At 57.4% G+C, this 25974-nt stretch carries 28 protein-coding genes and 3 pseudogenes; 17 read left to right on the plus strand and 14 right to left on the minus strand.

Annotated features, from left to right (window positions below; genetic code table 11):
- Positions 1-15: 15 nt before the first annotated feature.
- From ccmA to ccmI, 9 genes are all read left to right on the plus strand, one after another.
- Positions 16-651, plus strand: coding sequence for a cytochrome c biogenesis heme-transporting ATPase CcmA (ccmA, locus tag BOW53_RS02895; protein WP_078486017.1), 636 nt, complete (start codon positions 16-18; stop codon positions 649-651).
- On the plus strand, positions 644-1312 hold the full coding sequence (gene ccmB / locus BOW53_RS02900) for a heme exporter protein CcmB (RefSeq protein WP_078486018.1): 669 nt from the start codon (positions 644-646) through the stop codon (positions 1310-1312). The genes ccmA and ccmB overlap by 8 nt, the downstream gene beginning before the upstream one ends.
- Positions 1313-1464: 152 nt before the next feature.
- On the plus strand, positions 1465-2214 hold the full coding sequence (ccmC, locus tag BOW53_RS02905; RefSeq protein WP_078486019.1) for a heme ABC transporter permease CcmC: 750 nt from the start codon (positions 1465-1467) through the stop codon (positions 2212-2214).
- Positions 2211-2384, plus strand: coding sequence for a heme exporter protein CcmD (ccmD, locus tag BOW53_RS02910; protein WP_078486020.1), 174 nt, complete (start codon positions 2211-2213; stop codon positions 2382-2384). Before ccmC ends, ccmD begins: the two co-directional genes overlap by 4 nt.
- Positions 2381-2821, plus strand: a complete 441-nt coding sequence (ccmE, locus tag BOW53_RS02915) for a cytochrome c maturation protein CcmE (RefSeq protein WP_078486021.1) — start codon at positions 2381-2383, stop codon at positions 2819-2821. The genes ccmD and ccmE overlap by 4 nt, the downstream gene beginning before the upstream one ends.
- Entirely contained in the window at positions 2821-4806 is a 1986-nt protein-coding gene (locus BOW53_RS02920; RefSeq protein WP_078486022.1) for a heme lyase CcmF/NrfE family subunit, read from the plus strand. The genes ccmE and BOW53_RS02920 overlap by 1 nt, the downstream gene beginning before the upstream one ends.
- Positions 4803-5333 (plus strand): DsbE family thiol:disulfide interchange protein, encoded by a 531-nt coding sequence (locus BOW53_RS02925; protein ID WP_078486023.1) that lies wholly within the window; start codon positions 4803-4805, stop codon positions 5331-5333. The genes BOW53_RS02920 and BOW53_RS02925 overlap by 4 nt, the downstream gene beginning before the upstream one ends.
- Positions 5333-5797: a cytochrome c-type biogenesis protein gene (locus BOW53_RS02930; protein WP_245831975.1), complete on the plus strand. Its 465-nt coding sequence runs from the start codon at positions 5333-5335 to the stop codon at positions 5795-5797. Before BOW53_RS02925 ends, BOW53_RS02930 begins: the two co-directional genes overlap by 1 nt.
- Positions 5794-7041 carry a c-type cytochrome biogenesis protein CcmI gene (ccmI, locus tag BOW53_RS02935; protein ID WP_078486025.1) on the plus strand — a complete coding sequence of 416 codons (1248 nt, stop codon included), beginning with the start codon at positions 5794-5796 and terminating at the stop codon, positions 7039-7041. The genes BOW53_RS02930 and ccmI overlap by 4 nt, the downstream gene beginning before the upstream one ends.
- Before the next feature lie 90 nt (positions 7042-7131).
- Here ccmI and BOW53_RS02940 read toward each other — a convergent pair whose 3' ends face one another.
- From BOW53_RS02940 to BOW53_RS02960, 5 genes are all read right to left on the minus strand, one after another.
- Positions 7132-7533, minus strand: a complete 402-nt coding sequence (locus BOW53_RS02940) for a hypothetical protein (RefSeq protein ID WP_135606972.1) — start codon at positions 7531-7533, stop codon at positions 7132-7134.
- A gap of 136 nt (positions 7534-7669) precedes the next feature.
- Positions 7670-8368, minus strand: coding sequence for a pirin family protein (locus BOW53_RS02945; RefSeq protein WP_078486027.1), 699 nt, complete (start codon positions 8366-8368; stop codon positions 7670-7672).
- 253 nt (positions 8369-8621) lie between these two features.
- Positions 8622-9338: a ribonuclease PH gene (gene rph / locus BOW53_RS02950; RefSeq protein ID WP_078486028.1), complete on the minus strand. Its 717-nt coding sequence runs from the start codon at positions 9336-9338 to the stop codon at positions 8622-8624.
- Positions 9339-9449: 111 nt separating this feature from the next.
- Complete coding sequence (locus BOW53_RS02955) at positions 9450-10328, minus strand: PP2C family protein-serine/threonine phosphatase (RefSeq protein WP_078486029.1); 879 nt, start codon at positions 10326-10328, stop codon at positions 9450-9452.
- Positions 10325-11269 carry a serine/threonine protein kinase gene (locus BOW53_RS02960; protein WP_078486030.1) on the minus strand — a complete coding sequence of 315 codons (945 nt, stop codon included), beginning with the start codon at positions 11267-11269 and terminating at the stop codon, positions 10325-10327. Before BOW53_RS02960 ends, BOW53_RS02955 begins: the two co-directional genes overlap by 4 nt.
- 141 nt (positions 11270-11410) lie before the next feature.
- Here BOW53_RS02960 and BOW53_RS02965 point away from each other — a divergent pair, with 141 nt between their 5' ends.
- From BOW53_RS02965 to BOW53_RS02985, 5 genes are all read left to right on the plus strand, one after another.
- Positions 11411-12277: a YicC/YloC family endoribonuclease gene (locus BOW53_RS02965; protein ID WP_078486031.1), complete on the plus strand. Its 867-nt coding sequence runs from the start codon at positions 11411-11413 to the stop codon at positions 12275-12277.
- Between the two features lie 53 nt (positions 12278-12330).
- The gene (gene gmk, locus BOW53_RS02970) at positions 12331-12942 is read left to right on the plus strand and encodes a guanylate kinase (protein WP_078486032.1); all 612 of its coding nucleotides are present in this window, start codon (positions 12331-12333) and stop codon (positions 12940-12942) included.
- 130 nt (positions 12943-13072) lie between these two features.
- Complete coding sequence (rpoZ, locus tag BOW53_RS02975) at positions 13073-13354, plus strand: DNA-directed RNA polymerase subunit omega (protein ID WP_078486033.1); 282 nt, start codon at positions 13073-13075, stop codon at positions 13352-13354.
- Positions 13355-13438: 84 nt separating this feature from the next.
- Positions 13439-15616, plus strand: coding sequence for a bifunctional GTP diphosphokinase/guanosine-3',5'-bis pyrophosphate 3'-pyrophosphohydrolase (gene spoT, locus BOW53_RS02980; RefSeq protein WP_078486034.1), 2178 nt, complete (start codon positions 13439-13441; stop codon positions 15614-15616).
- A 36-nt stretch (positions 15617-15652) separates the two neighbouring features.
- Complete coding sequence (locus BOW53_RS02985) at positions 15653-16036, plus strand: RidA family protein (protein ID WP_078486035.1); 384 nt, start codon at positions 15653-15655, stop codon at positions 16034-16036.
- A 3-nt stretch (positions 16037-16039) separates the two neighbouring features.
- Here the strand turns inward: BOW53_RS02985 and BOW53_RS02990 are convergent.
- From BOW53_RS02990 to BOW53_RS03015, 6 genes and pseudogenes are all read right to left on the minus strand, one after another.
- Positions 16040-16451: pseudogene (locus tag BOW53_RS02990) on the minus strand (secondary thiamine-phosphate synthase enzyme YjbQ).
- A gap of 10 nt (positions 16452-16461) precedes the next feature.
- The gene (locus tag BOW53_RS02995; protein ID WP_078486036.1) at positions 16462-16776 is read right to left on the minus strand and encodes an MTH1187 family thiamine-binding protein; all 315 of its coding nucleotides are present in this window, start codon (positions 16774-16776) and stop codon (positions 16462-16464) included.
- Positions 16777-16860: 84 nt separating this feature from the next.
- Positions 16861-17136: pseudogene (locus BOW53_RS03000) on the minus strand (hypothetical protein).
- Positions 17137-17148: 12 nt separating this feature from the next.
- Positions 17149-17745, minus strand: a complete 597-nt coding sequence (locus BOW53_RS03005; RefSeq protein ID WP_078486037.1) for an NAD(P)H-dependent oxidoreductase — start codon at positions 17743-17745, stop codon at positions 17149-17151.
- Between the two features lie 49 nt (positions 17746-17794).
- Positions 17795-18019 carry a hypothetical protein gene (locus BOW53_RS03010; protein ID WP_135606973.1) on the minus strand — a complete coding sequence of 75 codons (225 nt, stop codon included), beginning with the start codon at positions 18017-18019 and terminating at the stop codon, positions 17795-17797.
- A 19-nt stretch (positions 18020-18038) separates the two neighbouring features.
- Complete coding sequence (locus tag BOW53_RS03015) at positions 18039-18746, minus strand: class I SAM-dependent methyltransferase (protein ID WP_078486039.1); 708 nt, start codon at positions 18744-18746, stop codon at positions 18039-18041.
- Between the two features lie 363 nt (positions 18747-19109).
- Between BOW53_RS03015 and recG the strand changes: the two genes are divergently transcribed.
- The 3 genes from recG (at position 19110) to ubiA (ending at position 22761) form a co-directional block, all read left to right on the plus strand.
- Entirely contained in the window at positions 19110-21203 is a 2094-nt protein-coding gene (gene recG, locus BOW53_RS03025; protein WP_078486046.1) for an ATP-dependent DNA helicase RecG, read from the plus strand.
- Positions 21204-21286: 83 nt separating this feature from the next.
- On the plus strand, positions 21287-21862 hold the full coding sequence (locus BOW53_RS03030) for a chorismate--pyruvate lyase family protein (protein WP_245831976.1): 576 nt from the start codon (positions 21287-21289) through the stop codon (positions 21860-21862).
- A complete protein-coding gene (ubiA, locus tag BOW53_RS03035; RefSeq protein WP_078486041.1) occupies positions 21859-22761 on the plus strand; it encodes a 4-hydroxybenzoate octaprenyltransferase in 903 nt (300 codons plus the stop codon). The genes BOW53_RS03030 and ubiA overlap by 4 nt, the downstream gene beginning before the upstream one ends.
- Positions 22762-22782: 21 nt before the next feature.
- Here the strand turns inward: ubiA and BOW53_RS13475 are convergent.
- The 3 genes and pseudogenes from BOW53_RS13475 to BOW53_RS03050 all read right to left on the minus strand — a co-directional run bounded on the left by BOW53_RS13475 (position 22783) and on the right by BOW53_RS03050 (position 25929).
- Positions 22783-23913 (minus strand): annotated as a pseudogene (locus BOW53_RS13475) (aspartate--ammonia ligase).
- Between the two features lie 13 nt (positions 23914-23926).
- Positions 23927-25570 carry an ATP-binding protein gene (locus tag BOW53_RS03045; protein WP_245831977.1) on the minus strand — a complete coding sequence of 548 codons (1644 nt, stop codon included), beginning with the start codon at positions 25568-25570 and terminating at the stop codon, positions 23927-23929.
- Entirely contained in the window at positions 25567-25929 is a 363-nt protein-coding gene (locus BOW53_RS03050) for a hypothetical protein (protein ID WP_172838741.1), read from the minus strand. Before BOW53_RS03050 ends, BOW53_RS03045 begins: the two co-directional genes overlap by 4 nt.
- Positions 25930-25974: the final 45 nt, after the last annotated feature.

The following is a 25974-nucleotide window of genomic DNA, read 5'->3' on the forward strand; positions in this document are numbered from 1 at the left end:
TCTGTAAAGTTGAAAATGCTCGAAGTTGTCGAACTGGAGTGCATGCGGGGCGACCGAAGACTGTTCACGGGCCTCAGTTTCAAACTGGAGCCGGGCGAGCTGTTGCATCTGCACGGTCGCAACGGCAGCGGCAAGACCACCCTGATGCGCACGGTTTGCGGCCTTATACGCCCTTCTGCGGGGGAGATCCTCTGGGATGGTGAGGGTATCTGGGACCAGGGCGACGATTTTAATCGCGACCTAGTCTACATCGGGCATAAGAACGGCATCAAGGACGATCTCAACGGTATCGAGAATCTACGGATCTGCAGTGTTCTGGATGGCGTTCAGATCAACGAGTCCCAGGCCTGGGACGCCCTGGAGAAGATGGGGCTGCGCGGACACGAGGACCTCCCCGCCAGGGTTCTCTCCCAGGGCCAGAAACGCCGGGTGACGCTCGCGCGGCTGCTGACTCACGACGCCAAGTTATGGGTCCTGGATGAGCCCTTCACCGCCCTCGACAAGGCGGCAGTGGAGTTTCTGCAGTCGGTGATACGCGATCATGTGGCAAACGGTGGAATGGTGATACTGACAACACACCAGGAGGTGAACCTGACACGGGGGCACCCCAAGCAGCTGCAGCTGGGCTGGAAGGGGGAAGGCGATGTTTGAAGTCTATCGCGCGATTCTGATGCGGGACCTGACCCTGGCATTGCGCAGGCGGTCGGATGTCTTCATCACCCTGTTCTTTTTCGTTGTTGTGGTCAGCCTGTTTCCCCTCGGCATCGGTCCGGAGATGGATACCCTGCGCATGATTGCGCCAGGTGTGGTCTGGGTGGCGGCCCTGCTATCATCCATGCTTGCCCTGGAGAGGCTGTTCACCGTTGACTTCGATGACGGTGCCCTGGAGCAGATGCTGCTGGCCCCCCAGCCCATGTTCATACTGGTGCTGGGCAAGGTGACAGCCCATTGGCTGATCACCGGCATACCCCTGGTATTGATGTCACCGCTGATGGGTTTGCAGTACGATCTATCCGGGAATGCCCTGCTGGTGTTGCTGGTCTCCCTGTTGCTGGGAACCCCGGCCCTGAGCCTGATCGGTGCCATCGGTGCGGCTCTGACCCTGGGGCTGCGCGGCGGTGGTGTGCTGGTGTCGCTGCTGGTGCTTCCGCTCTCCATACCCGTCTTGATTTTTGGGGCAGGTGCTGTGGAGGCGAGTGTTTCGGGCCTGGGTGAGCAAGGCCACCTTTATATGATGGGTGCGATACTTGTGCTGGCGCTGCTGTTTGCTCCCCTGGCCACGTTAGCGGCCTTGCGGATTTCGGCGGAATAAGAAAAATTAACGGTTTCCGATTGTTGTCCTGGGTCAAAGCACAGGAATCGAAAATGGGTATTATTATTGCTTTTTGATGAATGTTTGATGTTTTGCGGGAACAAAATCCCTCAACTGCACTCAAATATCCGAAATAGAAGTCTGATAAGTAGATGAGCTCACGAATTCTAAACTGGTTTAAGTTCTCCTCTCCTGCAACCTTTTACCCCCTGGCTGGGCGGATCGGTGTCTGGTCCATGGTCATCGCCGTGGTGCTGATCGTGGTGGGGCTCTACATGAGCTTTTTCGTAGCGCCTACCGATTACAAGCAGGGCGAGGGCTATCGCATCATATACGTTCACGTGCCTGCGGCCTGGATGTCGATGTTCATTTACCTGGTAATGGCCTTCTGGTCGGTGCTGGGAATTATCTACAACACCCGCCTGTCGGCCATGATGACCAGCGCCCTCGCGCCTACCGGCGCCATGTTTGCCTTCCTTTCGCTCTGGACCGGTGCATTCTGGGGCAAGCCGATGTGGGGTACCTGGTGGGTGTGGGATGCACGCCTGACCTCGGCGCTGATCCTCTTCTTCCTCTACCTGGGGTATATCGCTCTGCAGGGGGCTATCGACGATACCCGTCGTTCAGACCGGGCGGGCGCTCTGCTGGTGCTGGTCGGCGTGGTCAACATTCCGATCATCTACTTCTCCGTCAAGTGGTGGAATACCCTGCACCAGGGCGCCACCATCAAGATGTCCGGTGAGGCCAGCATGGACCCCGTTATGCTCTGGACCATGCTGATCATGACTTTCGGCTTCTGGGCCTACGCCATTGCCACGGCGATGTCCCGGGTACGCAGTATCATCCTGGAACGGGAGCGTGAAACGACCTGGGTCAGCGAACTGCCGGAGGTGCGGGGATGAGTGTCGCCGAATTTTTCGATATGGGCGGATATGCCCTCTATGTATGGGGTTCCTTTGGTGCTACCGCCTTGCTGATGATTGCCGAACCCATTATTCTGCGTAGCCGTCGCCGCTCTGTGCTGAAGCGTGTGGCACGCATAATCCGAATGAAAGCCGAGGATGCTCGATGAAAGCCAGACACAAGCGATTTGGATTTATTGTCGTAGGACTGGCGGGGCTTGGCCTGGCCGCATGGCTTACGCTCAATGCCCTGGACAATAATCTCTCCTACTTCTTCTCGCCTACCGAAGTCACCGAGAACGAGGGGCCGAAGGACCACATCCGTCTCGGTGGCCTGGTGGAGCCCGGCAGCCTGGAGCGTGGAAAAGAGTTGACCGTGCGCTTTGCGGTTAGTGACAACGCGCACAAGGTGAATGTCGAGTACACGGGAATTCTGCCCGATCTCTTTGCGGAGGGCCAGGGCGTGATTGCCCAGGGCAAGATGAATGCAAATGGTGTGTTCGTGGCCGACGAAGTACTGGCCAAGCATGACGAGAACTACATGCCTCCAGAAGTGGCCGAGGCCCTGGAGAAAGGGCACAACCAGGCAGTGGGGGCCAAGAACTGATGATACCGGAGATAGGTCATTTCACCCTGATCCTGGCGCTGTGCATGGCGCTGGTGCAGGGTACCCTGCCGTTGATCGGTGCTCACAAGGGTATCGCCTCCTGGGTTGCGTTGGCGAAACCTGCCGCAAGAGCCCACCTGCTGTTTCTCCTGGTGGCCTACGGCTGCCTGACCTACGCTTTCTTGGTACACGACTTTTCGGTGGCCTACGTGGCCACCAACTCCAACACCAAGCTGCCCACCCTCTACCTGATTTCGGGCGTTTGGGGTGCCCATGAGGGCTCGTTGCTGTTCTGGGCCGTGACCCTGGCGCTGTGGACCGGTGCGGTAACCGTTTTCAGCCGCAGCGTGTCCGAGGTGATGGTGGCCCGGGTGGTGGGTGTGATGGGCCTGGTGAGTGTGGGCTTCCTGATGTTCATGCTCTTCACCTCCAGCCCCTTCGAACGTTTGCCCAATCCGCCGGTGGAAGGTCGTGATCTCAACCCGCTGCTGCAGGACCCGGGGCTGGCCATCCATCCTCCCATGCTCTACATGGGCTACGTGGGCTTCTCGGTGGCCTTTGCTTTCGCAATTGCCGCCATGCTGGGCGGTCGACTTGACGCCGCATGGGCCCGCTGGTCCCGTCCCTGGACCAACGTGGCCTGGGTATTCCTGACACTGGGTATCGCGCTTGGCAGCTGGTGGGCCTACTACGAGCTGGGCTGGGGCGGCTGGTGGTTCTGGGATCCGGTGGAGAACGCCTCGTTCATGCCCTGGATCGTTGGGACTGCCCTGATGCACTCCCTGGCAGTGACCGAAAAGCGGGGCGCCTTCAAGGCCTGGACCGTTTTGCTGGCCATCTTTGCATTCTCCCTGAGCCTGCTGGGTACCTTCCTAGTACGTTCGGGTGTGCTGACCTCGGTTCATGCCTTCGCAACAGACCCCGAGCGCGGTGTATTCATCCTGCTCTTCCTCTGCATAGTCATCGGCGGCTCCCTGCTGCTCTACTCCTGGCGTGCAACACAGATCCGAAGCAGCGTGAGTTTTGGCCTGGTTTCCCGGGAGACGGGATTGCTGCTGAATAACGTTATCCTGGTGGTGACTGCCTGCAGCGTTTTGCTGGGCACTCTCTATCCACTGATTCTCGATGCCCTGGGGCAGGGCAAGATCTCGGTGGGTCCTCCCTACTTCAACAGCGTATTCATCCCCCTGACCGTGCCCCTGGCGATCCTGGTGGGTGTGGGTGCATTGGCGCGCTGGAAGCAGGATGATCCTGCCGAGTTGTTCAGGAAGGTGCGTCTCCACATGGTGACGAGCCTGGTTCTTGGACTGGCACTGCCGGCGATATTCGCACCCTTCTACTCCTGGGCGGCTGCCCTGAGCCTGGTGCTGGCATTCTGGGTGATATTCACCAGCGGCCAGTGGCTGGTGGAGCGTGCAACCGCCGGGCGCAGCCTCTGGCAGGTGATGCGTACCACCCCCCGGGGCGGTTGGGGCATGCTCTTCGGTCATGTCGGCATTGCAGTATTCATCATTGGCGTTGCGCTCACCTCTATCTACAGCAGCGAGAAGGATGTGCGCCTGGAGCCGGGTGAGACCTACAGCCTGGGTGGTCATGACTTCCTGCTGAAGCAGGTCAGCAATGTTCGCGGACCCAATTACGTAGCGGCCCGGGGTACCGTGGAGATCAGCAAGGACGGAGAGCACCTGGTGACCCTCTATCCCGAGAAGCGCAATTACCTCACCAGCCAGATGCCCATGACCGAGGCGGGCATCGATGCCGGACTGTTCCGCGACCTGTTCGTGGCCCTGGGCGAACCCCTGGGTGATAAGGGTGCCTGGGCGGTGCGTCTCTACCATAAACCTTTCGTACGCTGGATCTGGCTTGGCGCAATTTTCATGTCCCTTGGTGGCCTGCTTGCCGCCAGCGACCGCCGTTACTTCAGGCTGGCACGCAAGGCGCGGCAGGCCGCGGCTGACAACCAGGCGACCGTGGGGGCTGCATGAAAGCGCGTTATCTGATTCCACTGGGTATTTTCCTGGTTATCGTCGCTTTCCTGGGTGTTGGGCTGCAGCTCAACCCGCGGGAAGTGCCCTCGGTGTTGATCGACAAGAAAGCGCCGGAGTTCTCCCTTCCTGATCTGTTCGATCCAACCAAGACCGTTGACTCCTCTTCCATGAAGGGCAAGGTGTGGTTGCTTAACGTATGGGGCACCTGGTGTCCCGAGTGCTGGCGTGAGCATGACTTCCTGATCTACCTGAGCAAGTACGAGGGTGTGGCTATCGTCGGTATCGACTGGCGGGATGATCTCGACGAGGCGAGGGCGATGCTGGCGAACAAGGGCAATCCGTTTGTTGCCGTGGGTGTTGATCCCGAGAGCCGGGCGGTGATGGACTGGGGTGTCTACGGTGCACCGGAAACCTTCCTGATCGACAAGCAGGGAGTGATCCGCTGGAAACATACGGGTTCTATCACCCCTGATCTGTGGCGCGAGACCCTTAAACCTTTGATGGCAAAGCTGGAGGAAGGGTGATGAGACGTTTCTTGCTGTCGATAATGTTGGCACTTCCACTGCAGGTTTTCGCTGCCATCGATGCCTATCACTTCGACGACCCTGAGAAGGAGGCACGCTTCCAGGTCCTCATTGAGGAGCTGCGTTGCCTGGTCTGTCAGAACCAGAACCTGGCCGACTCCAATGCCGAGCTGGCCCAGGACATGCGCAAGCTGACCTATGAGATGGTACAGCGCGGGTCCAGCAACGAAGAGATCGTGACCTACATGGTGCAGCGCTACGGCGACTTCGTGATGTACCGCCCGCCGGTGCAGTCGAATACCCTGATGCTTTGGGTCGGGCCCTTTATCATCATGGGTATCGGGCTGGTAATACTGATAGTCTTCGTGCGCAGTCGGGCCTCTGCCCCTGCCGAGGATATTCCCGAGGCCGACCTGGAGCGTGCCGAGCGCCTTCTGAATCAAAATAAAGACGACCAAGCATGATTATTTTCTGGATTATCGCGGCGCTCCTGATACTGGTCGCCATCTTATTCATCGCCCCCTCGCTGCTGCGCAGCCACCAGACCCTCACTCAGAACCGCAACCAGCAGAACGTGGTGATCGCTCAGGAGCGGCTGTCGGAGATCGAAACCGACCTGGCAAACGGTGTGATCAGCCAGGAGCAGTTCGAGAAGACCAAGCTTGAACTGGAGCAGGCCCTGCTTCTGGATCTCTCGGATGATGAGAAGACAGAGTCCGTTGAGGCGCCCAAGGGACCGGGTCGGATGGCAATGGCCGGCCTGGCGGTCACGGTGCCGGCAATGGCTGTGGGACTCTACCTCTTCCTCGGGACACCACAGTTGCTTGAGGAGGGGGGTGCCAATGCCACGGTCAGCAACGAGGTGGCCGGTCACGACGGGGATACGCCCTCCATAGACGAGATGATTAACTCCCGGGTGCAGCGCCTGGAGAGCAATCCTGAAGATGCCGAGGGCTGGTTCATGCTGGGCCGCACCCGGATGGCGATGGGGGAATACTCCAAAGCGGTTCAGGCCTTCGAAAACGTTTACAAGCTGGTGGGTGACCAGACGGTGATTCTGTTGGCCCTAGCAGACGCCCAGGCCATGCTCCAGCAGAGAGGTATGAGTGGCAGGCCTACGGAACTGATCCGCAAGGCTGTGCAGCTCAGTCCCGAGGACACCACCGCCCTCTGGCTGGCGGGCCTGGTGGAACAGCAGGCCGGCAACTATGAGCTGGCCCTGAAGTATTTAAAGCGCTTGGAGACCAAGCTGAGTGATGATCCAGGCTCCCTGGCGAAGATCAAGGACCTGATTGCAGAGGTTTCACAAAAACTGGGCAGGGAACCCGTTCAGGACGCTGCGTCTGCCCCGGCTGCTGCAGTCTCCTCGGTCAAGGTTCGTATAGCGCTGGCGCCGGAATTCCAGTCCGAGGTGAATCCCGAGGAATCGATATTTGTCTATGCCAAGGCACTGCAGGGACCACGCATGCCCCTGGCTGCCGCAAGGCACCAGGTGAAGGACCTTCCCCTGGAGCTGGAACTGGATGACTCAACCGCCATGATGCCCGAGATGCGGATCTCCAAATTCTCCGAGGTGACCGTGGGTGCGCGGATTTCCCGCTCAGGCAACGCCATTGCCCAGAGCGGCGATCTTGTGGGTGAGATTTCACCGGTAAACGTGGCGGCCAGTGGTGTTACGGAGATCGTGATAAACAGCCGGATGCCCTAAAGCCCATATCTCAGAGATGTGTTCTGCCTGGAGTGTAGGGGATGTCGCCCGAATGACTGGGCTCCTCCTGCAAGAAGGGTTGAGGCGGGGCTAGTGCTGGATGAAGAATTGTTCCATGCCCTCTGCCGCCACCTGGGGCTCGTTGATCTTGCTCACTTCCAGGGCGCCCCTGCGACGGTCATCTTCAGCGGAGAATACCTCTTTGTGTGATGTTCTTTCCACGAATTGACGGGCGGCGACCAGCTTATTGCGCAGGCGCTGCCCTTTCACGTGCTTGATAAACCACTCGGCACCGGCGTCGGGCCGGATGACGATGAGGCCGTGATGCTCCTCCACGCCCTTGGCATCGCGAATGACCATGATGTCGACACTTTTCAACTCCGGTTGGGTGGTGAAGGGGATTTTTAGCTTTTTCTTCATGACTCCCCCTACAAACTTGCGCAACTCGTGGCGCGTAGTTGCATTGGGAATTCGAGGAATAATTATTTTCATATGCGAATCTCCATCTTCTTCATCTAAAAAGATAGCCTAAAAATCCGCAAACTGGTGGAATCTGGCCGTTCGATACCCGGTAGAGGGCAGGACCAGTCAGCCTGCCCAGGATGGCGCCAGAATTAAGGATGGGCTGTCATGGGAGGTCAAAGAGCAGGAACTCCGCTCCGGCACCCCGGTTGGCAACCAATATCGGTTCATCTGTAATCTGTGCCCCATCGCCGGACTGAAGTGTTTCGCCGTTGAGTTGCATGCTGCCCATGGCCAGGTGAAGGTAGAGGTTGCGTCCGGTTCCTGGTTCGTAGTGGATATCTTCATTTCCATCGAGAAGCGTAGAGTAGATCGAGGCGTCCTGTTGTATGGTGACGGAGCCTTCGCGGCCGTCAGGGGAGGCGATCAGTCTCAGCTTTCCACGTTTTTCGTTTTCATCGAAGCGCGTCTGCTCGTAACCCGGTGCAATGCCAAGAGTGTCTGGCTGAATCCAGATCTGCAGCAGGTGTGTGGTCTCCTCCGATGAGTGGTTGTATTCGCTGTGGGTGACACCGCTTCCGGCGCTCATGCGCTGCACCTCTCCCGGGCGGATTACCCCCTGGTTGCCCATGCTGTCCCGATGCTCCAGGGCGCCATCATGGATGTAGGTAACGATCTCCATGTCCTGGTGGTCATGGGGAGGAAAGCCCTTGCTGGGCGCTATGCGGTCCTGGTTGATGACCCGCAGCGCTGACACACCCATATGTTCGGGATCGTAATACTGGCCAAATGAGAAGCTGTGGTAAGCGTCCAGCCAGCCGTGGTTGGCATGGCCCCGCTCTTCGCTACGGCGCAGGGTAATCATCTCGCTCTCCCATTCAAATAGTTTGAATATTCAAAAGAAGGTTAGAAGTGAAACCTGCTTGGTGATAGCGAAGATATCTGTAGAGTTTAAACAGGATTTTTGAATATCTTCGTGGTGAGCACCCGCAGGGCATGCAGGCGCGTCTCCCGCAGACTCATGACGGAGTGAGCTCGTCAGTTTTATGTGGGAGGGGCGCACCGCCCCGAAAAAAAGAAGTGCGTTCAGGGCGGTCGTCAAAGCCTGTCGGGATTAACTATGAAGCCAGGGCCTCGCGCTGGGCCTGCATGATCTCCTGGATACCCTTTTCAGCCAGATCAAGCATGTTTTGGAGCTCATCCTTGCGGAAGGCGTGGCCTTCAGCGGTGCCCTGTACTTCGATGAAAGCGCCAGCATCGTTCATCACTACATTCATATCGGTCTCGGCACTGGAATCCTCGGCATAGTCCAGGTCAAGCACGGAGGTGCCTTCGTAGATGCCGACGGAGACTGAAGCGACCTGGCCATGGAGGGGTTCTTTCTCCAGTTTCTCGGTATGTATCAGTCCCTTGATTGCATCGCACAGGGCGACGTAGGCACCTGAAATGGAGGCGGTACGGGTTCCCCCGTCGGCCTGGATGACATCGCAGTCCAGGGTAATGGTGCGCTCACCCAGGGCGTTGAGATCGACAGCCGCTCGCAGGCTGCGTCCGATCAGGCGCTGAATCTCCATGGTGCGTCCGCCCTGCTTGCCGCGAGAGGCTTCGCGACCCATACGGCTGCCGGTGGAGCGGGGCAACATGCCGTATTCGGCAGTGACCCAACCCTGGTTGGCGTCTTTAAGCCAGCGTGGGGTGCGTTCCTCTACGGTGGCGGTGCAGATCACCTTGGTTTCGCCAAACTCTACAAGTACCGACCCTTCTGCATGCTTGGTGTAGTTGCGGGTGAATTGGATTTTGCGCATTTGATCAGGGTTACGACCACTGGGTCTCATATAGGTACTCCATTGAAGAAAATACGGATAGTGTTAACTGGTTCCAGGGTGCAGAGCTTACCAAATTAGCCCTGGCAAGGCTCAGGCCCGCCGAATTTTCCCGGCGGCCCACTAGTCTTTGCTGTCGAGTTCCGTCTGAAAGCTGTCAATGGCGTCCTGCAGGTTTGCAATCGCCTCGCCGAGTTCATCTTTTTTGCTTTTCGGTTTCTCCGGCGGGGCCGGTTTTTTGTCGCTCGCTGGTACGTTTTTGCCCAGTCGCATGGTCAGCAGGGTCACGTTGTCACTGTCGGGAAAAGCCTTCTGTGCCGCCTCATCGGCTAATGCCTTGGTAGCCTCGGCAAGGGACGTCTCGTCAAACAGGGCTTCGCTCATCAGGTCCTGGTCGATGCTGCCCCAGAGTCCGTCGCTGCACAGTAGAATGACATCGCCGGGTTCGACACTGTGCTTGCCAATCTCCACTTCGGGTTGATTGATGTTGCCGCCCAGGCAGCGGGTGACGTAGTTGCGTTGAGGGTGTGACTCCACTTCATGCTTGGAAATGACGCCCTGCTGGCGCAAGCGTTCCACGTAGGAGTGATCAACTGTTCTGGTTACCAGGCGCCCTCCCCGGAAAATATAGAGTCGGCTGTCGCCTGCATGAGCCCAATAGGCCATGTTGTCCTGTACCAGGGCAATGACGGCAGTGGTCCGTGGATCGATGGGCGGATCGTTTTTCAGGCCGAAGGTGACGATATCTTCGTGGGCTTTCTGCATGATCCGGATCAAAAAGCTGCCGGGGCTTAAGATGGGGCGGGGTGTCTTTTTGAAGTAGTTTCTGCAGGTGTCGGTGACAATCTGGGCCGCAGTCTCTCCCCGGGGGTGGCCCCCCATGCCGTCTGCCACGGCGAGCAGTACCGATTCGCCACTCTCCACGTGCACACAACGATCCTGGTTGATCTTTCGATCCCCGGTCAGGCTCATCTCAGCCAATTCGTGCTTATGGCGGCTCATACGTCATTCTCCTTGGCCTGCTCTTTGTTTTGTTCCGGCTCGGATGAGTTGGTCTCAAAGGGGCGTCCCTTGTATTCCACAAGGGCATCCAGCATGGTTCCCGCATCCTGGGGTCGCAGCAGGGGATCCACCTCCATTGCCCAATCGATGACCTCCAGCAAATGGGCGGGGTAGCGTCGTTTGAACATTTCGGTTGCGGGCTTCATTTGATCTTTTGCGTGTCGTTCAATGGCCGAGGGTGGTGGTTTGCCCTCGATACAGGCACGCATGGTGGCACCCATGGCATAGACGTCGCTCCAGGGGCCGACATAGCCGGATGAGTAATACTGCTCTACCGGTGCGAATCCCGGGGTGACAACCTGGGCACTCTGTCTGCTGCGGGTGGTTGGGAATTGGTGTACCGCGCCGAAATCCAGCAGCAAAGGGTCCCCGCCGGGACGCAGGTGTATGTTGCTTGGCTTGATGTCGAGATGGAGTTTTCCCTGGGAATGGATCAGGTTCAGGGCGTCCAGCACTGCCGGGAACACGGTCATGATGAACGTTGTGCTCAGGTATCCCTTGCGCTTTTTGATATAGGAGCCGAGATTTTTTCCGTGTTCGTAGTCCATCACCAGGTAGGAGGTGTTGTTGGCCAGGAAGAAAGTGCGCACATTCACGATGTTTGGATGGCGAAGCGTGGCCAGGGCTTTTACCTCCTGGTAGAAGAGTTTGCGTCCGCTGTTGAATGATTCGCGCAGGCTATCTTCACGAATCTGTACCTGCATGTGTTCATCGCGCACGGCAAGCTTCTTTGGCAGGTGCTCCTTGATGACTACCTGGTCCTGTGTGTCTTCGTCCGCCGCAAGATAGATAAGGCTGAAACCGCCACTGCCGATCACCTTGATGATCGAGTAGCAGTCGATAACGGTTCCTGGAGGCAGGCTGTCTCTGGAATACTCCATACCTTAGAAAATCGAAGACTCCGGGTGCAACGGTGTGATTTGCACATTATGATACACCAAAACAACAACGGGACCGGTTTGATACAGGGATTCGGCATCTGCAATCCGGTCTTTTTCCAGCAACGAAGCAGGTAATACACAATGACATGTAGCATGACCTCCTATGCGCGCAAGGGCGAGAGCAGTGATTTAGGTGAACTGACCTGGGAAATCAGGTCGGTAAATCATCGTTATCTTGAGGTCTCCGTCCGCCTGCCCGAAGAGTTCAGGGTCCTGGAGCCGCTGGTGAGAGAGCGCATGGGCAAGCGCCTGAGCAGGGGCAAGGTGGACTGCGCCATGCGTTTCACGCCCTCAAAGGGCGGGGAAGCAGGTGTGGTGGTCAACGAGCGTCTGGCCCAGCAGATCATTGAGGCGGCGGGCCAGGTGGGGCGCCTGTTGCATGAAGCGGTTCCGCCCAGAACCATGGATGTCATGCGGTGGCCCGGTGTACTGGAGGTTGAGGAACGTGATTTCACCCCGGCCCAGAAGCACGCCACCGAGTTGCTCGATGCGGCCATCGATGACCTGGTGGCGGCGCGGAAGCGAGAGGGCGATCGCCTGGCGGAACTCATCGCTCAACGCTGCGAGGCGATGCGCGAGCAGGTTGTGAAGGTGCGTGAGTTGATGCCCAACGTGCTGACCAGTGTGCGCGAGCGCCTGCGAGCCAGGCTGGCCGAGGTGAGCGAGGAGTTGGACAGCGGCAGGTTGGAGCAGGAGATGGCCCTGCTTGCCCAGCGCCTGGACGTGGATGAGGAGATGGACCGGTTATGGACCCATCTCGATGAAGTTGATGCCGTGCTGAAGCGTGATGAACCGGTGGGTCGTCGGCTCGATTTCCTGATGCAGGAACTCAACCGTGAAGCCAACACCCTCGCTTCGAAGTCCAATGACGTGGAGACCACCCGGATCGCCGTGGAGCTCAAGGTGCTCATCGAGCAGATGCGCGAGCAGGTCCAGAATATTGAGTAGTGGTTTTTCTGCATGTCGGTAACGGGCCGGCATGCTCGAAGAGAGAGCAAAGTATGAGCGGTACACTGTTTATTGTCTCTGCACCCTCCGGGGCAGGCAAAACAAGCCTCCTGAAGGCACTGGTGGAGAGCGAGGGGGGGGTGCAGGTCTCCGTCTCCCATACCACCCGGCAGATGCGCCCCGGTGAGGTCGATGGGGTTGACTACCATTTCGTCGATGTCGACAGTTTCTCCCAGATGATCGGTGAGGGTGCGTTCCTCGAGAACGCCCAGGTCTTCGACAACTTCTACGGCACGTCCGAGGCGGCTATCCGCGCACAGCTGGAACAGGGGATGGATGTTATTCTGGAGATCGACTGGCAGGGGGCGCGGCAGGTGCGTGAGCGCATTCCCGGAGCAATTTCGATTTTCATTTTGCCGTCTACCCAGCAGGCCCTGCGCCAGCGCCTGGGCGGGCGCGGCCAGGACAGTGATGAGATCATCGAGCGGCGTATGCGCGATGCCAAGTCAGAGATGTCTCACTACGGCGAGTACGACTACCTGATCGTGAACGACCTGTTCAAGCAGGCCCTGGGTGAGTTGCGTGCAGTGGTCACCAGTCAGCGGTTTCGCCTCGGGGAGCAGTCGAAAAAACTGGAAAAACAGCTGAAAGCCCTTCTTTCGTAAGGAAAATAGACTTGGCTTCCGTGGGGTGATTGGGTTATATTTGCACGTTCCGGCGAAGTGCCGGTATTTGTGTTTTCTTTGTTCTCCTCGTTGGATGTCGGCGAGGTCTTAAACTCCCGGAGTAAATGGAATGGCGCGCGTTACTGTCGAAGACTGCCTTGATCACGTAGACAACCGTTTTGACCTGGTTCTGCTGGCTACCAAGCGGGCCCGTCAGCTGGTTAACGGCGTGGATCCGCTGCTGCCCTGGGAGAACGACAAGCCCACCGTCATGGCACTGCGCGAGATTGCTGATGGCCTGGTGGACGACAACACGGTTGCACCCAAGCAGGAGGAGGTCGAGATCGATCTCGAGGCCGAAGATATGCAGATGCAGGGAGCAACCATCGAAGCCCAGCCCCCCGTAGAATAAGGGATGGCCGGCAAGGTTTTCCGACCCTGCTACCCGCTGGCTGTGTCACAAACTGACGCGGTCAGCGCCTACTGAGAGGTGGTCATGGCAAATGGTTCGGCCCACCTCAACAAACAAGACTCAGGCAAACCCCGCTTTCTGATAAGCGATCTCTGCGCTTATCTCGAATCCTATCTCAAGCCCGATCAGATCCAGGAGGTCTACCGGGCCTACCTGGTCAGTGCTGAAGCCCACGAGGGGCAGAAGCGCATGACAGGCGAACCCTACGTCTATCATCCCCTGGCGGTGGCACGCATCCTCGCCGACATGCAGATGGACTACAAGTGCCTGATGGCGGCCATTCTGCATGACGTGATCGAAGACACCTCCATCAACAAGGAGCGCCTTGCCGAGGAGTTCGACGAGGAGATCGCCGAGCTGGTGGACGGGGTCAGCAAGCTGACCCAGATCGATTTCCGCACCAAGGCTGAAGCACAGGCCGCCAACGTGCGCAAGATGCTGCTGGCCATGACCAAGGATATACGCATTATCCTGATCAAGCTGGCCGACCGGCTGCACAATATGCGCACCCTGGGTGTGATGCGCCCGGAGAAGTCCCGCCGCATAGCCCTTGAAACCCTGGAAATTTACGCTCCCATCGCTAACCGGCTGGGCATTCACAGTATCAAGACTGAGCTCGAGGAACTGGGTTTTATTGCCCATTGGCCCATGCGTTATGGCATCCTCAAGGCCGCAGTGAAGAAGGCCCGGGGCAACCGCAAGGAGGTCCTGGGTAACATCGAGACCGCTATTCTCCAGCGCCTGGAACAGGAGGGGCTCGGTGGTAGAGTCGAGGGGCGCGAGAAGCATCTCTATAGCATCTACAAGAAGATGCGGGACAAGAACCTCACCTTCTCGGAAGTGGTGGATGTCTACGCCTTCCGGATCATCGTCGACCGCCTGGATACCTGCTACCGGGTGCTGGGGGCGGTACACAATCTTTACAAGCCGGTGCCGGGACGGTTCAAGGACTACATCGCCATACCCAAGGCCAACGGTTACCAGTCTCTGCACACGGTGCTGTTTGGCCCCCATGGCATTCCCGTCGAGATCCAGATCCGTACAGAAGAGATGCACCGCATGGCGGAATCCGGTATCGCGGCCCATTGGCAGTACAAGGCAGGCGGCGATCAGAGCAGCCTGGCCCAGGCCGGGGCGTCGGATTGGCTGAAGAACTTGTTGGAACTGCAGAAGGGGGCAGGCGACTCCATGGAGTTCCTGGAGCACGTCAAGGTCGACCTGTTTCCCGACGAGGTGTACGTGTTTACACCGCGAGGTCAGATCATGGTGTTGGCCAAGGGGGCGACCGTTATCGACTTCGCCTACGCGGTACATACCGACGTAGGCAACCAGTGTGTCGCTGCGCGGGTGGACCGCCGCATGGTGCCGCTACGTACACGGCTGTTCAACGGCGCCACGGTGGAGGTGATTACCTCGCCGGGTGCGACGCCCAATGCGGCCTGGCTGAACTTCGTGGTGACCAGTAAGGCCCGGGCCAATATCCGCAGTTATCTCAAAAACCTCAAGCACCAGGAGGCTGCAGAGCTCGGTGGGCGCCTGCTCGAGAAACAGCTCACCCTGCTTGATAAAAACCTCAACCAGGTCGATCCAGCTCGTCTGCAGGCGCTTTTGGACGAATTCAAACTGAAGACTCTCGACGAGTTGCTCGAGGAGATCGGGCTCGGCAATCGCATGCCCCTGCTGGTAGCACGGCGTCTCACCGATGCAGAGCCGGAAGAGGTAAAGGAGAGCGAGACGAGCAGCAAGTCTTTGAGCTCGATTCCACTGGCGATCAAGGGCACAGAGGGCATGGTGGTCAAATTTGCCAACTGCTGCCGACCCATTCCCGGGGATGAGATCGTTTCCACCTTCAGTCCTGGCAAGGGTGTTGTGGTGCATATGCAGGGCTGTCGCAACATGGGTGATTTCCGTAAGACCGGCGATACCTGGCTGGACGTTGAGTGGGCGGATGATCCGTCCGGTGACTACTCCACCGAAGTGAAGGTCGAGGTAGGCAACAAGCGCGGTGTGCTGGCTACCGTGGCGGCAGCCATCTCAGAGATGGGTTCAAACATCGAACATGTGAGCATGGAGGAGCGCGACGGTTTGACCTCCACCCTGATATTCATCATGACGGTTCGGGACAGAAAACACCTTGCCAACATCATGCGCCGCCTGCGTTCCCTCCCTGCGGTGCTGAAGATAGTCCGTAAAACAGGCTAGGGCAACAGGCCCTAATATTTGTCAGGAGCAACAATAATGGCCCGTGAAATAATCCGCACAGACAAGGCCCCCCAGGCTATAGGAACTTACTCCCAGGCGGTAAAGGTCGGCAGCACTGTCTACATGTCAGGCCAGATCCCCCTGGTACCGGAGACCATGGAGATGGTGGAAGGTGACATCGAGAGTCAGATCCGCAGGGTATTCGACAACCTGCAGGCAGTTGCCCGCGCTGCCGGTGGCGACCTCAAGGATGTCGCCAAGCTCAATATCTTTCTGACCGATCTTTCTAACTTCGCTACCGTCAACCAGGTGATGGCCGAGTATTTTCAGGAGCCCTATCCGGCGCGTGCCGCTATCGGTGTCGCCTCGCTGCCCAAGGATGCCCAGGTGGAGATGGATGCTGTCATGAAGCTCGAGTAGCGGTTACTCTCCCTGCACGGTCACCGTAATCTTGCGGTGATGAGCATGGGTGCGGTGCTCCCACAGGTAGATTCCCTGCCAGGTGCCCAGGGCACCCCGCCCACCGGTCACCGGGATGGATGGTCAGGTCCATCTTGGTCAGGATCGAACGGATATGGGTCGGCATGTCGTCAGGGCCCTCCATGCTGTGTTGGTACATGGGGTCGCCGTCAGGCACCAGCCTGGCCATGAAGGTTTCCAGGTCGTGCCGCACCGAAGGGTCGGCATTTTTGCACAGGGTCAGTGACGCGCTGGTATGGTGAATGAATATATGGCACAGGCCGGAGCTGTTGATGGCCTGCTGGACTTCCCGGGTAATCTCCGAGGTTCCCCGTCCACGGGTCTGGAATGAAAGTGTTGTCTGATGGCTTTTCATTACACGGGTCTCAGGTCGACACTTCGCCGATCTTTTCGCGTACAGAGTCCAGTTTGCCCTTGAGCCGGTTCTCCTTGCCTTTCCTGATATCCAGTTTTAGGGAGGAGTAGACCCTGTCGCAACCTGCCTCATCAAGCACGGCGTATGCCTTCTGCACAATGGCCATCGCCTCTTCCAGTGTCTCACTCTCGATAATGGTTCCCATAGGTGTGAGTTGGTAGCTCGCACCGCTGTCACGAATCATTTTGATCACCTGGCTGACATAGGCGCTGACGCTTTCACCCTTGTCGGTTGGGAACATGGAAAACTCGAGAAGCACGGACATTGGGATTATCCTCAAAATGAAAGCTGCATGATAAGAGCAGAAAAGCGTGTATTCAAATGAACGGTGGCTGGAAGCTTACCGGGGTCATGAAACCTTGATTCTCACCACGTTCATCACTTCGAACGGCATGCCGGCCACTGTTTCTGTTGCGGGATAATAGGTCAGATTTACACGCTGACCGGTCGTATTTTTATACATTTTGTTTCGCTTGTACTTGAAGGGTACGTCGCAGCCTTCGATCATGATGGCGTTGACGATTCAGTCTCCAGCCTCCCGTTGCACGTGGGAAGTCACTTTGCACATCTCTGAATGAACGAGGTTTGGATGCTTCTTGACTAGTTTCCCGGGATCAGATGTCATTTCGATTGCTGCTCATGTTTCAAGGTTGGCGCCGGCTGCTTCCATTTCGGTCAGCAGTTTCTTCAATTTAACCTCTGGATTCAACTCCGGATCCGTTATGTGTGACAGGTAGGCTGCCGCGGAGGCATCTATCTCTTCCCCTGTCGCCTGTACCGCACCATGGAAGATAAAAGCCGGGAGATAGACCATGCCGATAAGGTTGGCGGTCTGCTGAAGGGGTTTTAGGAGTTCGCTCATGGCGTAGTTGTTGTAGCCCCCGGCCTGGTAGGCATCCGCTGGCCCGCCGGCAGAGATGGCGGAGATCCACTCCTTTCCTTTCAGGGCAGTGCCACCGGGCCCGTAGGCCCAGGCGTAGGTAAGAACATCGTCGAGCCACTTTTTCATCAGCGGGGGAGTCGAGTACCAGAAGAAAGGATGCTGGAATACGATGCGGTCATGCTCCAGCAGGAGTTTCTGCTCTCTTTCGATATCGATGTTCCAGTCTCCGTAGTGGCTGTACTGCCTGTTGACCGTGATATCGCCGTGCTTGTCCAGCTCACTGATCCATCGGCTATTGACCCTGGATTGATCCTCCAGGTGGGGGTGGAAAGCATTCACCAGGATTTTCATGATATTGAACCTCCCGTTATGTAAAGCTGATGGCGAGACAAATGCTTTTTTACTTTCCTTGCAGGGTCTCTTTGGCTTCTTCGGCTTCCTTGAGGCCATGCATGAGTTCAGGTATCGCTTTCAATATTTGTATGATGCCGAAAATCGCAATGCCATGATGTGCGCCGATGGATGGCTCTCCAAGGGTCTCTATAATCTCGTTGCCTGCGGTTGCAAGCAGGATCAGGCCGCTAAGAATATTGAGGAATGGGCTTTGGGTGATTCGCTTTAGCATAGTCATCCTTTCTCGATCCTTATGGTTTTTTACGGGCCACCACCATAATCTCAATCTCGTCAAGATCGATGGTTCTTCTGCCCCAGTTACCGGCGGTACCTCCCCAGATATCAGTGACGGTAAGGCCGGCCATGGAGCAGAGCAGGGTGAGTTCCGTCGGGACGCCCCCACGCTCCCTGGTGCTGATGGGTGGCTCCCCTTCGGCAGGTGGATATTCGGCAGCCTCAACCAGCGTCAATGGATCGAAGCGACCCGCTTCGACGTCCTGGTATCTGCGTATCATGGCTGCAGCATTGAGGACTGTAAGTATCACCGTGGCACCAGGCTTCAGGCTACGGGAGATGTTCTGCAGTATATTCAGTGGCTGATCTATGGGGTCGTCTGCTTTTCCAAGCAGGCCGAAAGCACCTTCACAGAGGCAGACGGCGGCATTAAACTGATCGGCAAGTCTGAAGCGTGTGGCATCGGGGTGGATCCATTCCACCTCCACCCCCGCCCTGGTTGCGGCTTCCACGGCCTTGGCGAGCATGCCGGAAGAGAGATCCAGCCCTGTCACCTTGTAACCACGCTTCGCCAGCTCAATGGCGTGACGGCCGGTACCGCATCCGATATCGAGAATGGATTGGCCCTCTGTCAGGGCAAGTTCTTCAAGCAGGAAATCGACCGCTGACCGCCATGGAAGGCTGGAAGCCGAGGCGGTTAGTCCCCGGTAGCCGTGAGGCCGCACTGCTTACCCGTCGTGTGCGCAGCGCGCCAGAGGGGAAGCAAAGTAGGCATCCGAACACGGGATGTCCCGAAATCTTTCACGAGGTCGAAGACTCGCTTGTTCATTGAGGGTGTTCCTGGTAAAGATATTCTCTTCGTAATATGGGGCATGAACATCAAAGAATTCTTCCCATGTGGATCTTTCCGGCATGCTGATCTCCGTCACCAGGGTGCTGCTTGGGGTTTATGCAGGATATGAAGAAGATATAGCAGCATTATGAAGTCGTTGCCGGTGTTGGCATAAGTCGCATCTTGTTCTATAGTTGTTCTACTTTTTATTCCTGAATGTAGCGATTGCGTCCTCCAGTGAGCCGACTTGAATAGTATCAAACAACAACAAGGGCTTGACCAGGTGCCGGTGACAGCCTTGAAGGGGGTAGGGTCGCGCAATGCCGACAAGCTGGCAAAGATCGGTGTGCAGACGGTACAGGACGTGCTGTTTCATCTGCCATTTAGATACCAGGATCGTACCCGGATTACACCCATAGGTGCTTTGCGGCACGGTGACCAGGTTGTGGTGGAAGGCGAAGTGGAAGCTTCTGATATCCGTTTCGGAAAGCGCCGTTCTCTGCTGGTGCGCATCTCCGATGGCACCGGTGCCATTATCCTGCGCTTTTTCCATTTCAGCAGTGCCCAGAAGGCGGGTCTATCCCGCGGCGTGCGTCTGCGCTGTTTCGGTGAAGTGCGCAACGGACCGGGTGGTTACGAGATGGTACATCCGGAGTATCAGCGGATAGGGGAGTTCGATGACACCGGAATGGAGGAGAGCCTCACGCCGGTCTACCCGACAACCGAGGGAATGCACCAACTCACCTGGCGGGGGATGAGCGAAAAGGCTTTGGCGTTGCTTGATACCGACCCGGATGCCCTGCCCGAGTGGCTGCCTGACGAACTATTGAGTCAGTTCAGCCTGCCGGATCTTGGGCGTGCCATTCGCTATCTGCACCGCCCGCCCCCAGATGCCGCTCAGAATGTCCTGCTGAAGGGAAAGCATCCCGCCCAGCGTCGATTGGCATTTGAAGAGTTGCTGGCCCACCAGTTGAGTCTGCGGCTGTTGCGCGAAAAGAAGAATCGCGATGAGGCCCCACCTCTTGAGGCTAGCGGGTCATATACCCGGAAACTGCTTGCAACCCTTCCATTCGAACTGACCCGGGCCCAAGGTCGCGTGATGGGGGAGATACAGAATGACCTCTCCCAGGGGCATCCCATGATGCGGCTGGTGCAGGGTGATGTGGGTTCCGGCAAAACAGTGGTCGCGGCCCTGGCAGCACTGCAGGCGGTGGAGGGGGAACACCAGGTGGTGCTGATGGCGCCTACGGAGTTGCTGGCTGAGCAGCACCTGCGCAGCTTCCAGGCCTGGCTGGAACTCCTTGGGTTGGACGTGGCCTGGCTAACCGGTCGTCACAAGGGCAAGGCCCGGGAGAGGGTGCTATCGGATATTGCCAGTGGTGTCAGCAAGGTGGTAGTGGGTACTCACGCACTGTTCCAGGAGGATGTGGTATTCGACGCCCTGGGCTTGGTGATCATCGATGAACAGCACCGTTTTGGCGTGCACCAGCGGATGGCCCTGCGTGAGAAGGGTGCCCGGAGTGGTCGTATCCCCCATCAACTGATCATGACGGCAACCCCCATTCCCCGTACCCTGGCCATGAGCGCCTATGCTGACCTGGATGTGTCGGTTATCGATGAGCTTCCCCCCGGCAGAACACCGGTAACCACGGTGGTGATCTCGGACAATCGGCGGGATGCCGTGATCGATCGTGTGCGGGCTGCATGCAAGGCCGGACGCCAGGCTTACTGGGTCTGTACCCTGATTGAGGAGTCGGAAGTGCTGCAGTGCCAGGCGGCCGAAGATACCGCGGCTCTGCTCACAGAAGCGCTCTCCGAGTTGCGGGTGGGGCTGGTGCATGGCCGGCTGAAAGCTGCCGAGAAAGAGGCGGTGATGTCTGCCTTCAAGGCAGGTGACCTGGATCTGCTGGTGGCGACCACGGTTATCGAGGTGGGGGTGGATGTGCCCAATGCCAGTCTTATGATTATCGAGAACCCTGAGCGGCTGGGCCTGGCGCAGTTGCATCAGCTGCGGGGACGGGTAGGCCGTGGTACACAGGAGAGTCACTGCGTGTTGATGTATTACGCTCCGCTTTCTGATAACGCCCAGGAGCGCCTGGCGGTGATGCGCGAAACCAATGACGGGTTTGTGGTTGCCCAGAAAGACCTGGAGTTGCGCGGGCCAGGTGAGGTGCTGGGTACCCGGCAAACCGGTGAGATGCAGTTTCGTATCGCTGACCTGATGCGCGATCAGCCGATTCTCGAGCAGGTGCAGAAGGCCGCCATGATGATGCTGGAGCGGTATCCCGAGCGCGTGCCTTCCTTGGTGCGTCGCTGGGTTGGGCACCGGGAGCACTATATCAATGCCTGAATTTATTCAGCAATGGATGATTTAGGTTCAACAACGGCATCCGTATTTGCGATAATAAGCCTTTTGAGCCGGAAACCCTGTCGTTGAAACACACACTTCCAGTCTATGCGAATTTGGAGCCCGCCTGGGCCGATTGGCGGCGATTACGCCATGCCCAGGTGCCTGGCAGTGTCTATCATTGGCTGAAGGATACCGGTTCACTGACTGCCCGGCTCAAAGGGGCATGCCACGGCGGCTTCAGGGTCAGGGTGCTGAGTCAAGGCTGGGGAAAGCCGCTCTACAGCGAGCGGCGACTGCTCGGGATGCGCCTGGGTGAGCAGGCCATTGTGCGCGAGGTGGAATTGCTTTGTGGGGGTGCTCCATGGGTATTCGCCCGGACGTTGATACCTGCCAGCAGCCTGCGCGGCCCGGCCCGGCGACTGACCATGCTGGGTGACCGGCCCCTGGGGGAGGTGCTGTTCTCCGATCCCCACATGCACAGGGGTGCTACGGAAGTTGCGCGTCTTCAGCCCCGTCATCCCCTGTTTCACGTGGCTACGGCGAGTTTGAAAGAGCAGCCGGGCGAAATCTGGGGCCGACGCACCCTGTTTCACCTCTCCCGGCAGCCGCTGTTGGTAAACGAGATTTTCCTGCCTGGACTGCCTGGGGTTTGTGTATGAAGGCTGAAGAGAATAGCGCTCCTGTCAGTATGGTTGAACGCTTGAAGCGTTATGGCGCCCTGATTCGTTTCGACCGCCCCATCGGTACGCTGCTGCTGATGTGGCCTGCGCTCTGGGCACTGTGGCTCGCAGGCAAGGGAAGTCCGAGTTGGGATGTGGTGGTGATCTTTGCGCTGGGTACCTTCCTGATGCGCTCGGCGGGTTGCGCGATCAACGATTATGCCGATCGCCATATCGACGGGCACGTGAAGCGCACCAGTAACCGGCCAATCGCAACAGGGCTGGTCTCGCCCAGAGAGGCGTTGGCCGTGTTTGCCTTTTTGTCACTTGCCGCTTTTGGCCTGGTGTTGCTGCTCAACTGGCAGACTGTCGTACTCTCATTCGTGGCCCTTGCCCTGGCGGCGATCTATCCTTTCATGAAACGTTATACCCATCTGCCTCAGCTGGTGCTCGGTATGGCCTTCGCATGGGCTGTACCCATGGCCTACATGGCGCTGACGGAAAATGTCCCTCCCAACGCCTGGCTGCTCTACATTGCTGCCGTGATCTGGGCACTGGTCTACGATACCCAGTACGCCATGGTGGACCGAGAGGATGATCTGAAGATCGGTGTGAAATCCACGGCAATCCTGTTCGGTGAATACGACATCGTGATGATTCTCCTGCTGCAGCTCTCCATGCTGGGGCTGATGGTGTTGATCGGCGTGAAGGAGGAGTTGAGTCTCTTCTATTACCTTGGATTGGCCGCTGCCACGCTGCTCGCGGTTTACCAGCAGATACTGATCCGTAAACGTGAGCCGGCGGGTTGTTTCAAAGCGTTTCTCAACAACAACTACTTCGGCATGGTGATCTTTGCCGGATTGTTGGCCCACTACCTGGTAACGCTTAACCCTTCATGAGATTTCCGGGATGGGGCTTTATTACTCCAGAACCCGGATGTTTCTCTCCGCACAGATTGTCTTGAGCCTCTCCGGCCAGACACTGACGCTCACCTCGCCAAGGTGCGCGGTTCGAAGCAGGTACATGTAGGTCCTCGACTGCCCTATGCCGCCCCCGATGCTCAACGGAATCCTGTCGTTGAGTATGGCCTGGTGATAGGGGAGCTGCAGAAACGACTCCTGTCCCGACATCTTCAGTTGAACCTTCAGCGTCTCCCTGGTCACTCGTATACCCATGGAGGTGAGTTCATGGCGTCTTTGGGTGACCGGGTTCCAGACCAGGATGTCGCCGTTCAGGCCATGGTAGCGCTCTTCGTCAGGGCCAGGGGTTTCGGTCACCCAGTCGTCGTAATCGGCAGCGCGAAGTTCATGGGGATAGCCGTCTTTCAGCGGTCATCCGATTCCGATAATGAATATGGCCTGGGCAACCTCTTGAAGATAGCGGGTCTCACGCTCTTTTCGCGGAAGATCGGGGTATCGTGCCAGCAACTCTTCGGCGTGGATGAACTCAAGTTGCTTCGGAAAGTCCGGGTAGCGTGGATCGTCAAGTGCCGGATAGCAGGTCTGGGCAGATTTGCCGGCACGGTATATCACCCCCCAAATTTTGCTGACTGTCTCCTTGAGGTAATCGAGATTGCGTTGTTCCGGGGTAATGGCCAGTTCCCAATCCCATTGGTCCACGTAGGCGCTGTGATCGTGGTCCAGGAAATAGTCTTTGCGTACCGCCTTCATGTCGGTGCAGATTCCCTCCCCGGGTGCACATTGGAACTGTGCCAGGGCCATTCGCTTCCACTTGGTGGCGGCCTGCACCACCTGTGCCGTTATGGGACGATCCAGGCCCAGGCCGCACGGGAACTCCACCGGGGTGCGTGAACCATCGCGATCCAGATAGTCGTTGACGCCGCTCTCACGGTCCACGATGAGGGGGACCTGGACCATCTGCAGGTTGAGGCTTCTGCACAGCTCCTGCTCGATCTGCTGCTTGATGGAGAAAAGTGCAGCCATGCGCTCTCTTGTCTCCAGTAGCGGTATGTAGTCCCTGGGCAGGCTTCTGGCTACATCTTCATAGTTGCCGATACCCGGGCCGGCCAGGTCGTTCACTTTATCAATCATGGCCGTTTCTTCCTCAGTTCTTTGCAACTCGCCATGCTCTGAGAATAGGAGAAAAAGCGAGTTGTTGCGGTTGTGGGGATGAGCTCTGGGCTACCCGAATGAAAAGTGGCCCAATAGTTGCAACTTGAGTTGCGTGCGTGGCCGTTGCGGTCTCGATGAGATATTGGATGTCTGTTTTTTGACGCGTAGTGACTGATTGGGTCGCCAAAAAGCACAAAGCAAGCATTGGGTGTGTCAATTTTCTAACCAGTTGCTTGCGGAATACCATGAAGCGGAAGGTTTTCAATACCTCGATGCCGTTCTTTTTCGGCATGTTCATATCGAGGATCACGAGATCATGCTTATTCTCGCTATTTGCCAGTACATCCAGGACCTGTTCGCCGTCATCGACGATTTCGACCACATGTCCTGCGCGCTCAAGAATGCCTCGGATGACTTTCTGGTTAACTATGTTGTCTTCAGCAACCAGGATGTTGAGAATGCGGGCGCTGGCATGGCGCTGGCATGGCGCTGGCATGGCGCTGGCATGGCGCTGGTAATGTTGTGCCAGGGTGACCACGTTCTCTTCGGATTCGTGCTCACTGCGTGCGGCGTGTAGGGCATTGAACAGCAGTGTCTTGTCCAGAGGATGGGTGAGTATCGAGGAGTAGATTCCTTCGAGGTCCCGTTCCTGGTCAGAGCCAGGGTTTTTCGATGTCGCAACTACCAGGGAGAGATGTTTCAGGGCATCGTCGTTTCTTACCATCCCTGCAAACTGCTTCGGCGACATATCGAGCAGACCTTCGCCTGCGAGAATGATGCTGTATGGTGCACCATGTTCGCTCGCATCAATCATCAGTGAAAACGCCCTGGCAGAGGTACTGACCCAGTCAAACTCAACCTGCCAGTCCCTCAGGGCACGGCGTACCGGTGCTACTTGCTTCTCGTCCATCAGCACCAGCACGCGAGTGTTTTCCAGGGATAGTGCCGACGCTTCGTCCTCGTCTTTCTTCTGCACGGTCAGTGGCAGCTCAAACCAGAAAACCGAACCCTGCCCCGGTTCACTGGTAACACCGATCTTTCCACCCATCAGCTCTACCAACTGCTTGGCAATGGTGGTGCCCAGTCCGGTACCACCGTACTTGCGGATTGTGGATGTGTCTGCCTGTGTGAAATCATCGAAAATGATGCCCAGCTTGTCTGCGGGTATGCCGATGCCGGTATCTTCCACCTCGAAACGGATGACCGGTTTGTAGGATGTGCCGTCTACTGCCCTGGCGCGCAAGGTTACGGAGCCGCTTTCGGTGAACTTGATAGCGTTTCCTGCCAGGTTGACCAGTACCTGGCGTAGGTGAAGCGAGTCGCCGCGCAGAAGGAAAGGGGTGCTAGGATCAATTTGGCTGGCAACTGTCACGCCCTTTTTCTGGCCGGACATATCCAGCATCTGGACGGTGCTGTTGATCAGGGCATGCAGATCGAAGTCTGACTGTTCTATGGAGATCTTGCCCGCTTCGATTTTGGATATATCGAGCACGTTGTTGATCAGGCCAAGCAGGGTGTGGGCTGAAATATCGACAGTGCGCACCAGGTCATGTTGTTCCTCGTCCAGGCGTGTCTCTTGGAGCAAGTCGACCATGCCGATAACACCGTTCAACGGTGTTATCAGTTCGTGACTCATGTTGGCCACTTGGCCTGGCTGGCATGGTTCGCCTTCATGATGGCTTCGTACAGTTTTCTAAGCAGGATTGCGATATAGGCGGGCAGCAGTATAAGGAGAATGATCAGGCTGATGCCGATCTCCTCGTGTTCCATCCACCACGCGCTGGTCAGCAGCACAGCGGTGAATCCGGCAATGCTGAAGGCCGTTGAAATGTAAACGTAGCCCTCGCCATAGCGGAAGCCGTTGCCAACGATAACCCAGAGATAGATGGCGAACAGGGGGGTGCCATCGCTGACCGCCATGGAAGGCTGAAAGCCGAGGCAGTTAGTCCCCGGTAGCCGTGAGGCCGCACTGCTTGCCCGTCGTGTGCGCAGCACGCTAGAGGGGAAGCAAAGTAGGCATCCGAACACGGCGTGTAGTCA

It is taken from the genome of Solemya velesiana gill symbiont (assembly GCF_002020805.1).
Classification (GTDB): Bacteria; Pseudomonadota; Gammaproteobacteria; order Chromatiales; family Chromatiaceae; genus Sedimenticola_A.

Bases quoted from the DNA above. Each gene is read 5' to 3' on its own strand.
- ccmA (WP_078486017.1), top strand. From the start codon at position 16: ATGCTCGAAGTTGTCGAACTGGAGTGCATGCGGGGCGACCGAAGACTG.
- ccmB (WP_078486018.1), top strand. From the start codon at position 644: ATGTTTGAAGTCTATCGCGCGATTCTGATGCGGGACCTGACCCTGGCA.
- ccmC (WP_078486019.1), top strand. From the start codon at position 1,465: ATGAGCTCACGAATTCTAAACTGGTTTAAGTTCTCCTCTCCTGCAACC.
- ccmD (WP_078486020.1), top strand. From the start codon at position 2,211: ATGAGTGTCGCCGAATTTTTCGATATGGGCGGATATGCCCTCTATGTA.
- ccmE (WP_078486021.1), top strand. From the start codon at position 2,381: ATGAAAGCCAGACACAAGCGATTTGGATTTATTGTCGTAGGACTGGCG.
- BOW53_RS02920 (WP_078486022.1), top strand. From the start codon at position 2,821: ATGATACCGGAGATAGGTCATTTCACCCTGATCCTGGCGCTGTGCATG.
- BOW53_RS02925 (WP_078486023.1), top strand. From the start codon at position 4,803: ATGAAAGCGCGTTATCTGATTCCACTGGGTATTTTCCTGGTTATCGTC.
- BOW53_RS02930 (WP_245831975.1), top strand. From the start codon at position 5,333: ATGAGACGTTTCTTGCTGTCGATAATGTTGGCACTTCCACTGCAGGTT.
- ccmI (WP_078486025.1), top strand. From the start codon at position 5,794: ATGATTATTTTCTGGATTATCGCGGCGCTCCTGATACTGGTCGCCATC.
- BOW53_RS02940 (WP_135606972.1), bottom strand. From the start codon at position 7,533: ATGAAAATAATTATTCCTCGAATTCCCAATGCAACTACGCGCCACGAG.
- BOW53_RS02945 (WP_078486027.1), bottom strand. From the start codon at position 8,368: ATGATTACCCTGCGCCGTAGCGAAGAGCGGGGCCATGCCAACCACGGC.
- rph (WP_078486028.1), bottom strand. From the start codon at position 9,338: ATGAGACCCAGTGGTCGTAACCCTGATCAAATGCGCAAAATCCAATTC.
- BOW53_RS02955 (WP_078486029.1), bottom strand. From the start codon at position 10,328: ATGAGCCGCCATAAGCACGAATTGGCTGAGATGAGCCTGACCGGGGAT.
- BOW53_RS02960 (WP_078486030.1), bottom strand. From the start codon at position 11,269: ATGGAGTATTCCAGAGACAGCCTGCCTCCAGGAACCGTTATCGACTGC.
- BOW53_RS02965 (WP_078486031.1), top strand. From the start codon at position 11,411: ATGACATGTAGCATGACCTCCTATGCGCGCAAGGGCGAGAGCAGTGAT.
- gmk (WP_078486032.1), top strand. From the start codon at position 12,331: ATGAGCGGTACACTGTTTATTGTCTCTGCACCCTCCGGGGCAGGCAAA.
- rpoZ (WP_078486033.1), top strand. From the start codon at position 13,073: ATGGCGCGCGTTACTGTCGAAGACTGCCTTGATCACGTAGACAACCGT.
- spoT (WP_078486034.1), top strand. From the start codon at position 13,439: ATGGCAAATGGTTCGGCCCACCTCAACAAACAAGACTCAGGCAAACCC.
- BOW53_RS02985 (WP_078486035.1), top strand. From the start codon at position 15,653: ATGGCCCGTGAAATAATCCGCACAGACAAGGCCCCCCAGGCTATAGGA.
- BOW53_RS02995 (WP_078486036.1), bottom strand. From the start codon at position 16,776: ATGTCCGTGCTTCTCGAGTTTTCCATGTTCCCAACCGACAAGGGTGAA.
- BOW53_RS03005 (WP_078486037.1), bottom strand. From the start codon at position 17,745: ATGAAAATCCTGGTGAATGCTTTCCACCCCCACCTGGAGGATCAATCC.
- BOW53_RS03010 (WP_135606973.1), bottom strand. From the start codon at position 18,019: ATGCTAAAGCGAATCACCCAAAGCCCATTCCTCAATATTCTTAGCGGC.
- ubiA (WP_078486041.1), top strand. From the start codon at position 21,859: ATGAAGGCTGAAGAGAATAGCGCTCCTGTCAGTATGGTTGAACGCTTG.
- BOW53_RS03045 (WP_245831977.1), bottom strand. From the start codon at position 25,570: ATGAGTCACGAACTGATAACACCGTTGAACGGTGTTATCGGCATGGTC.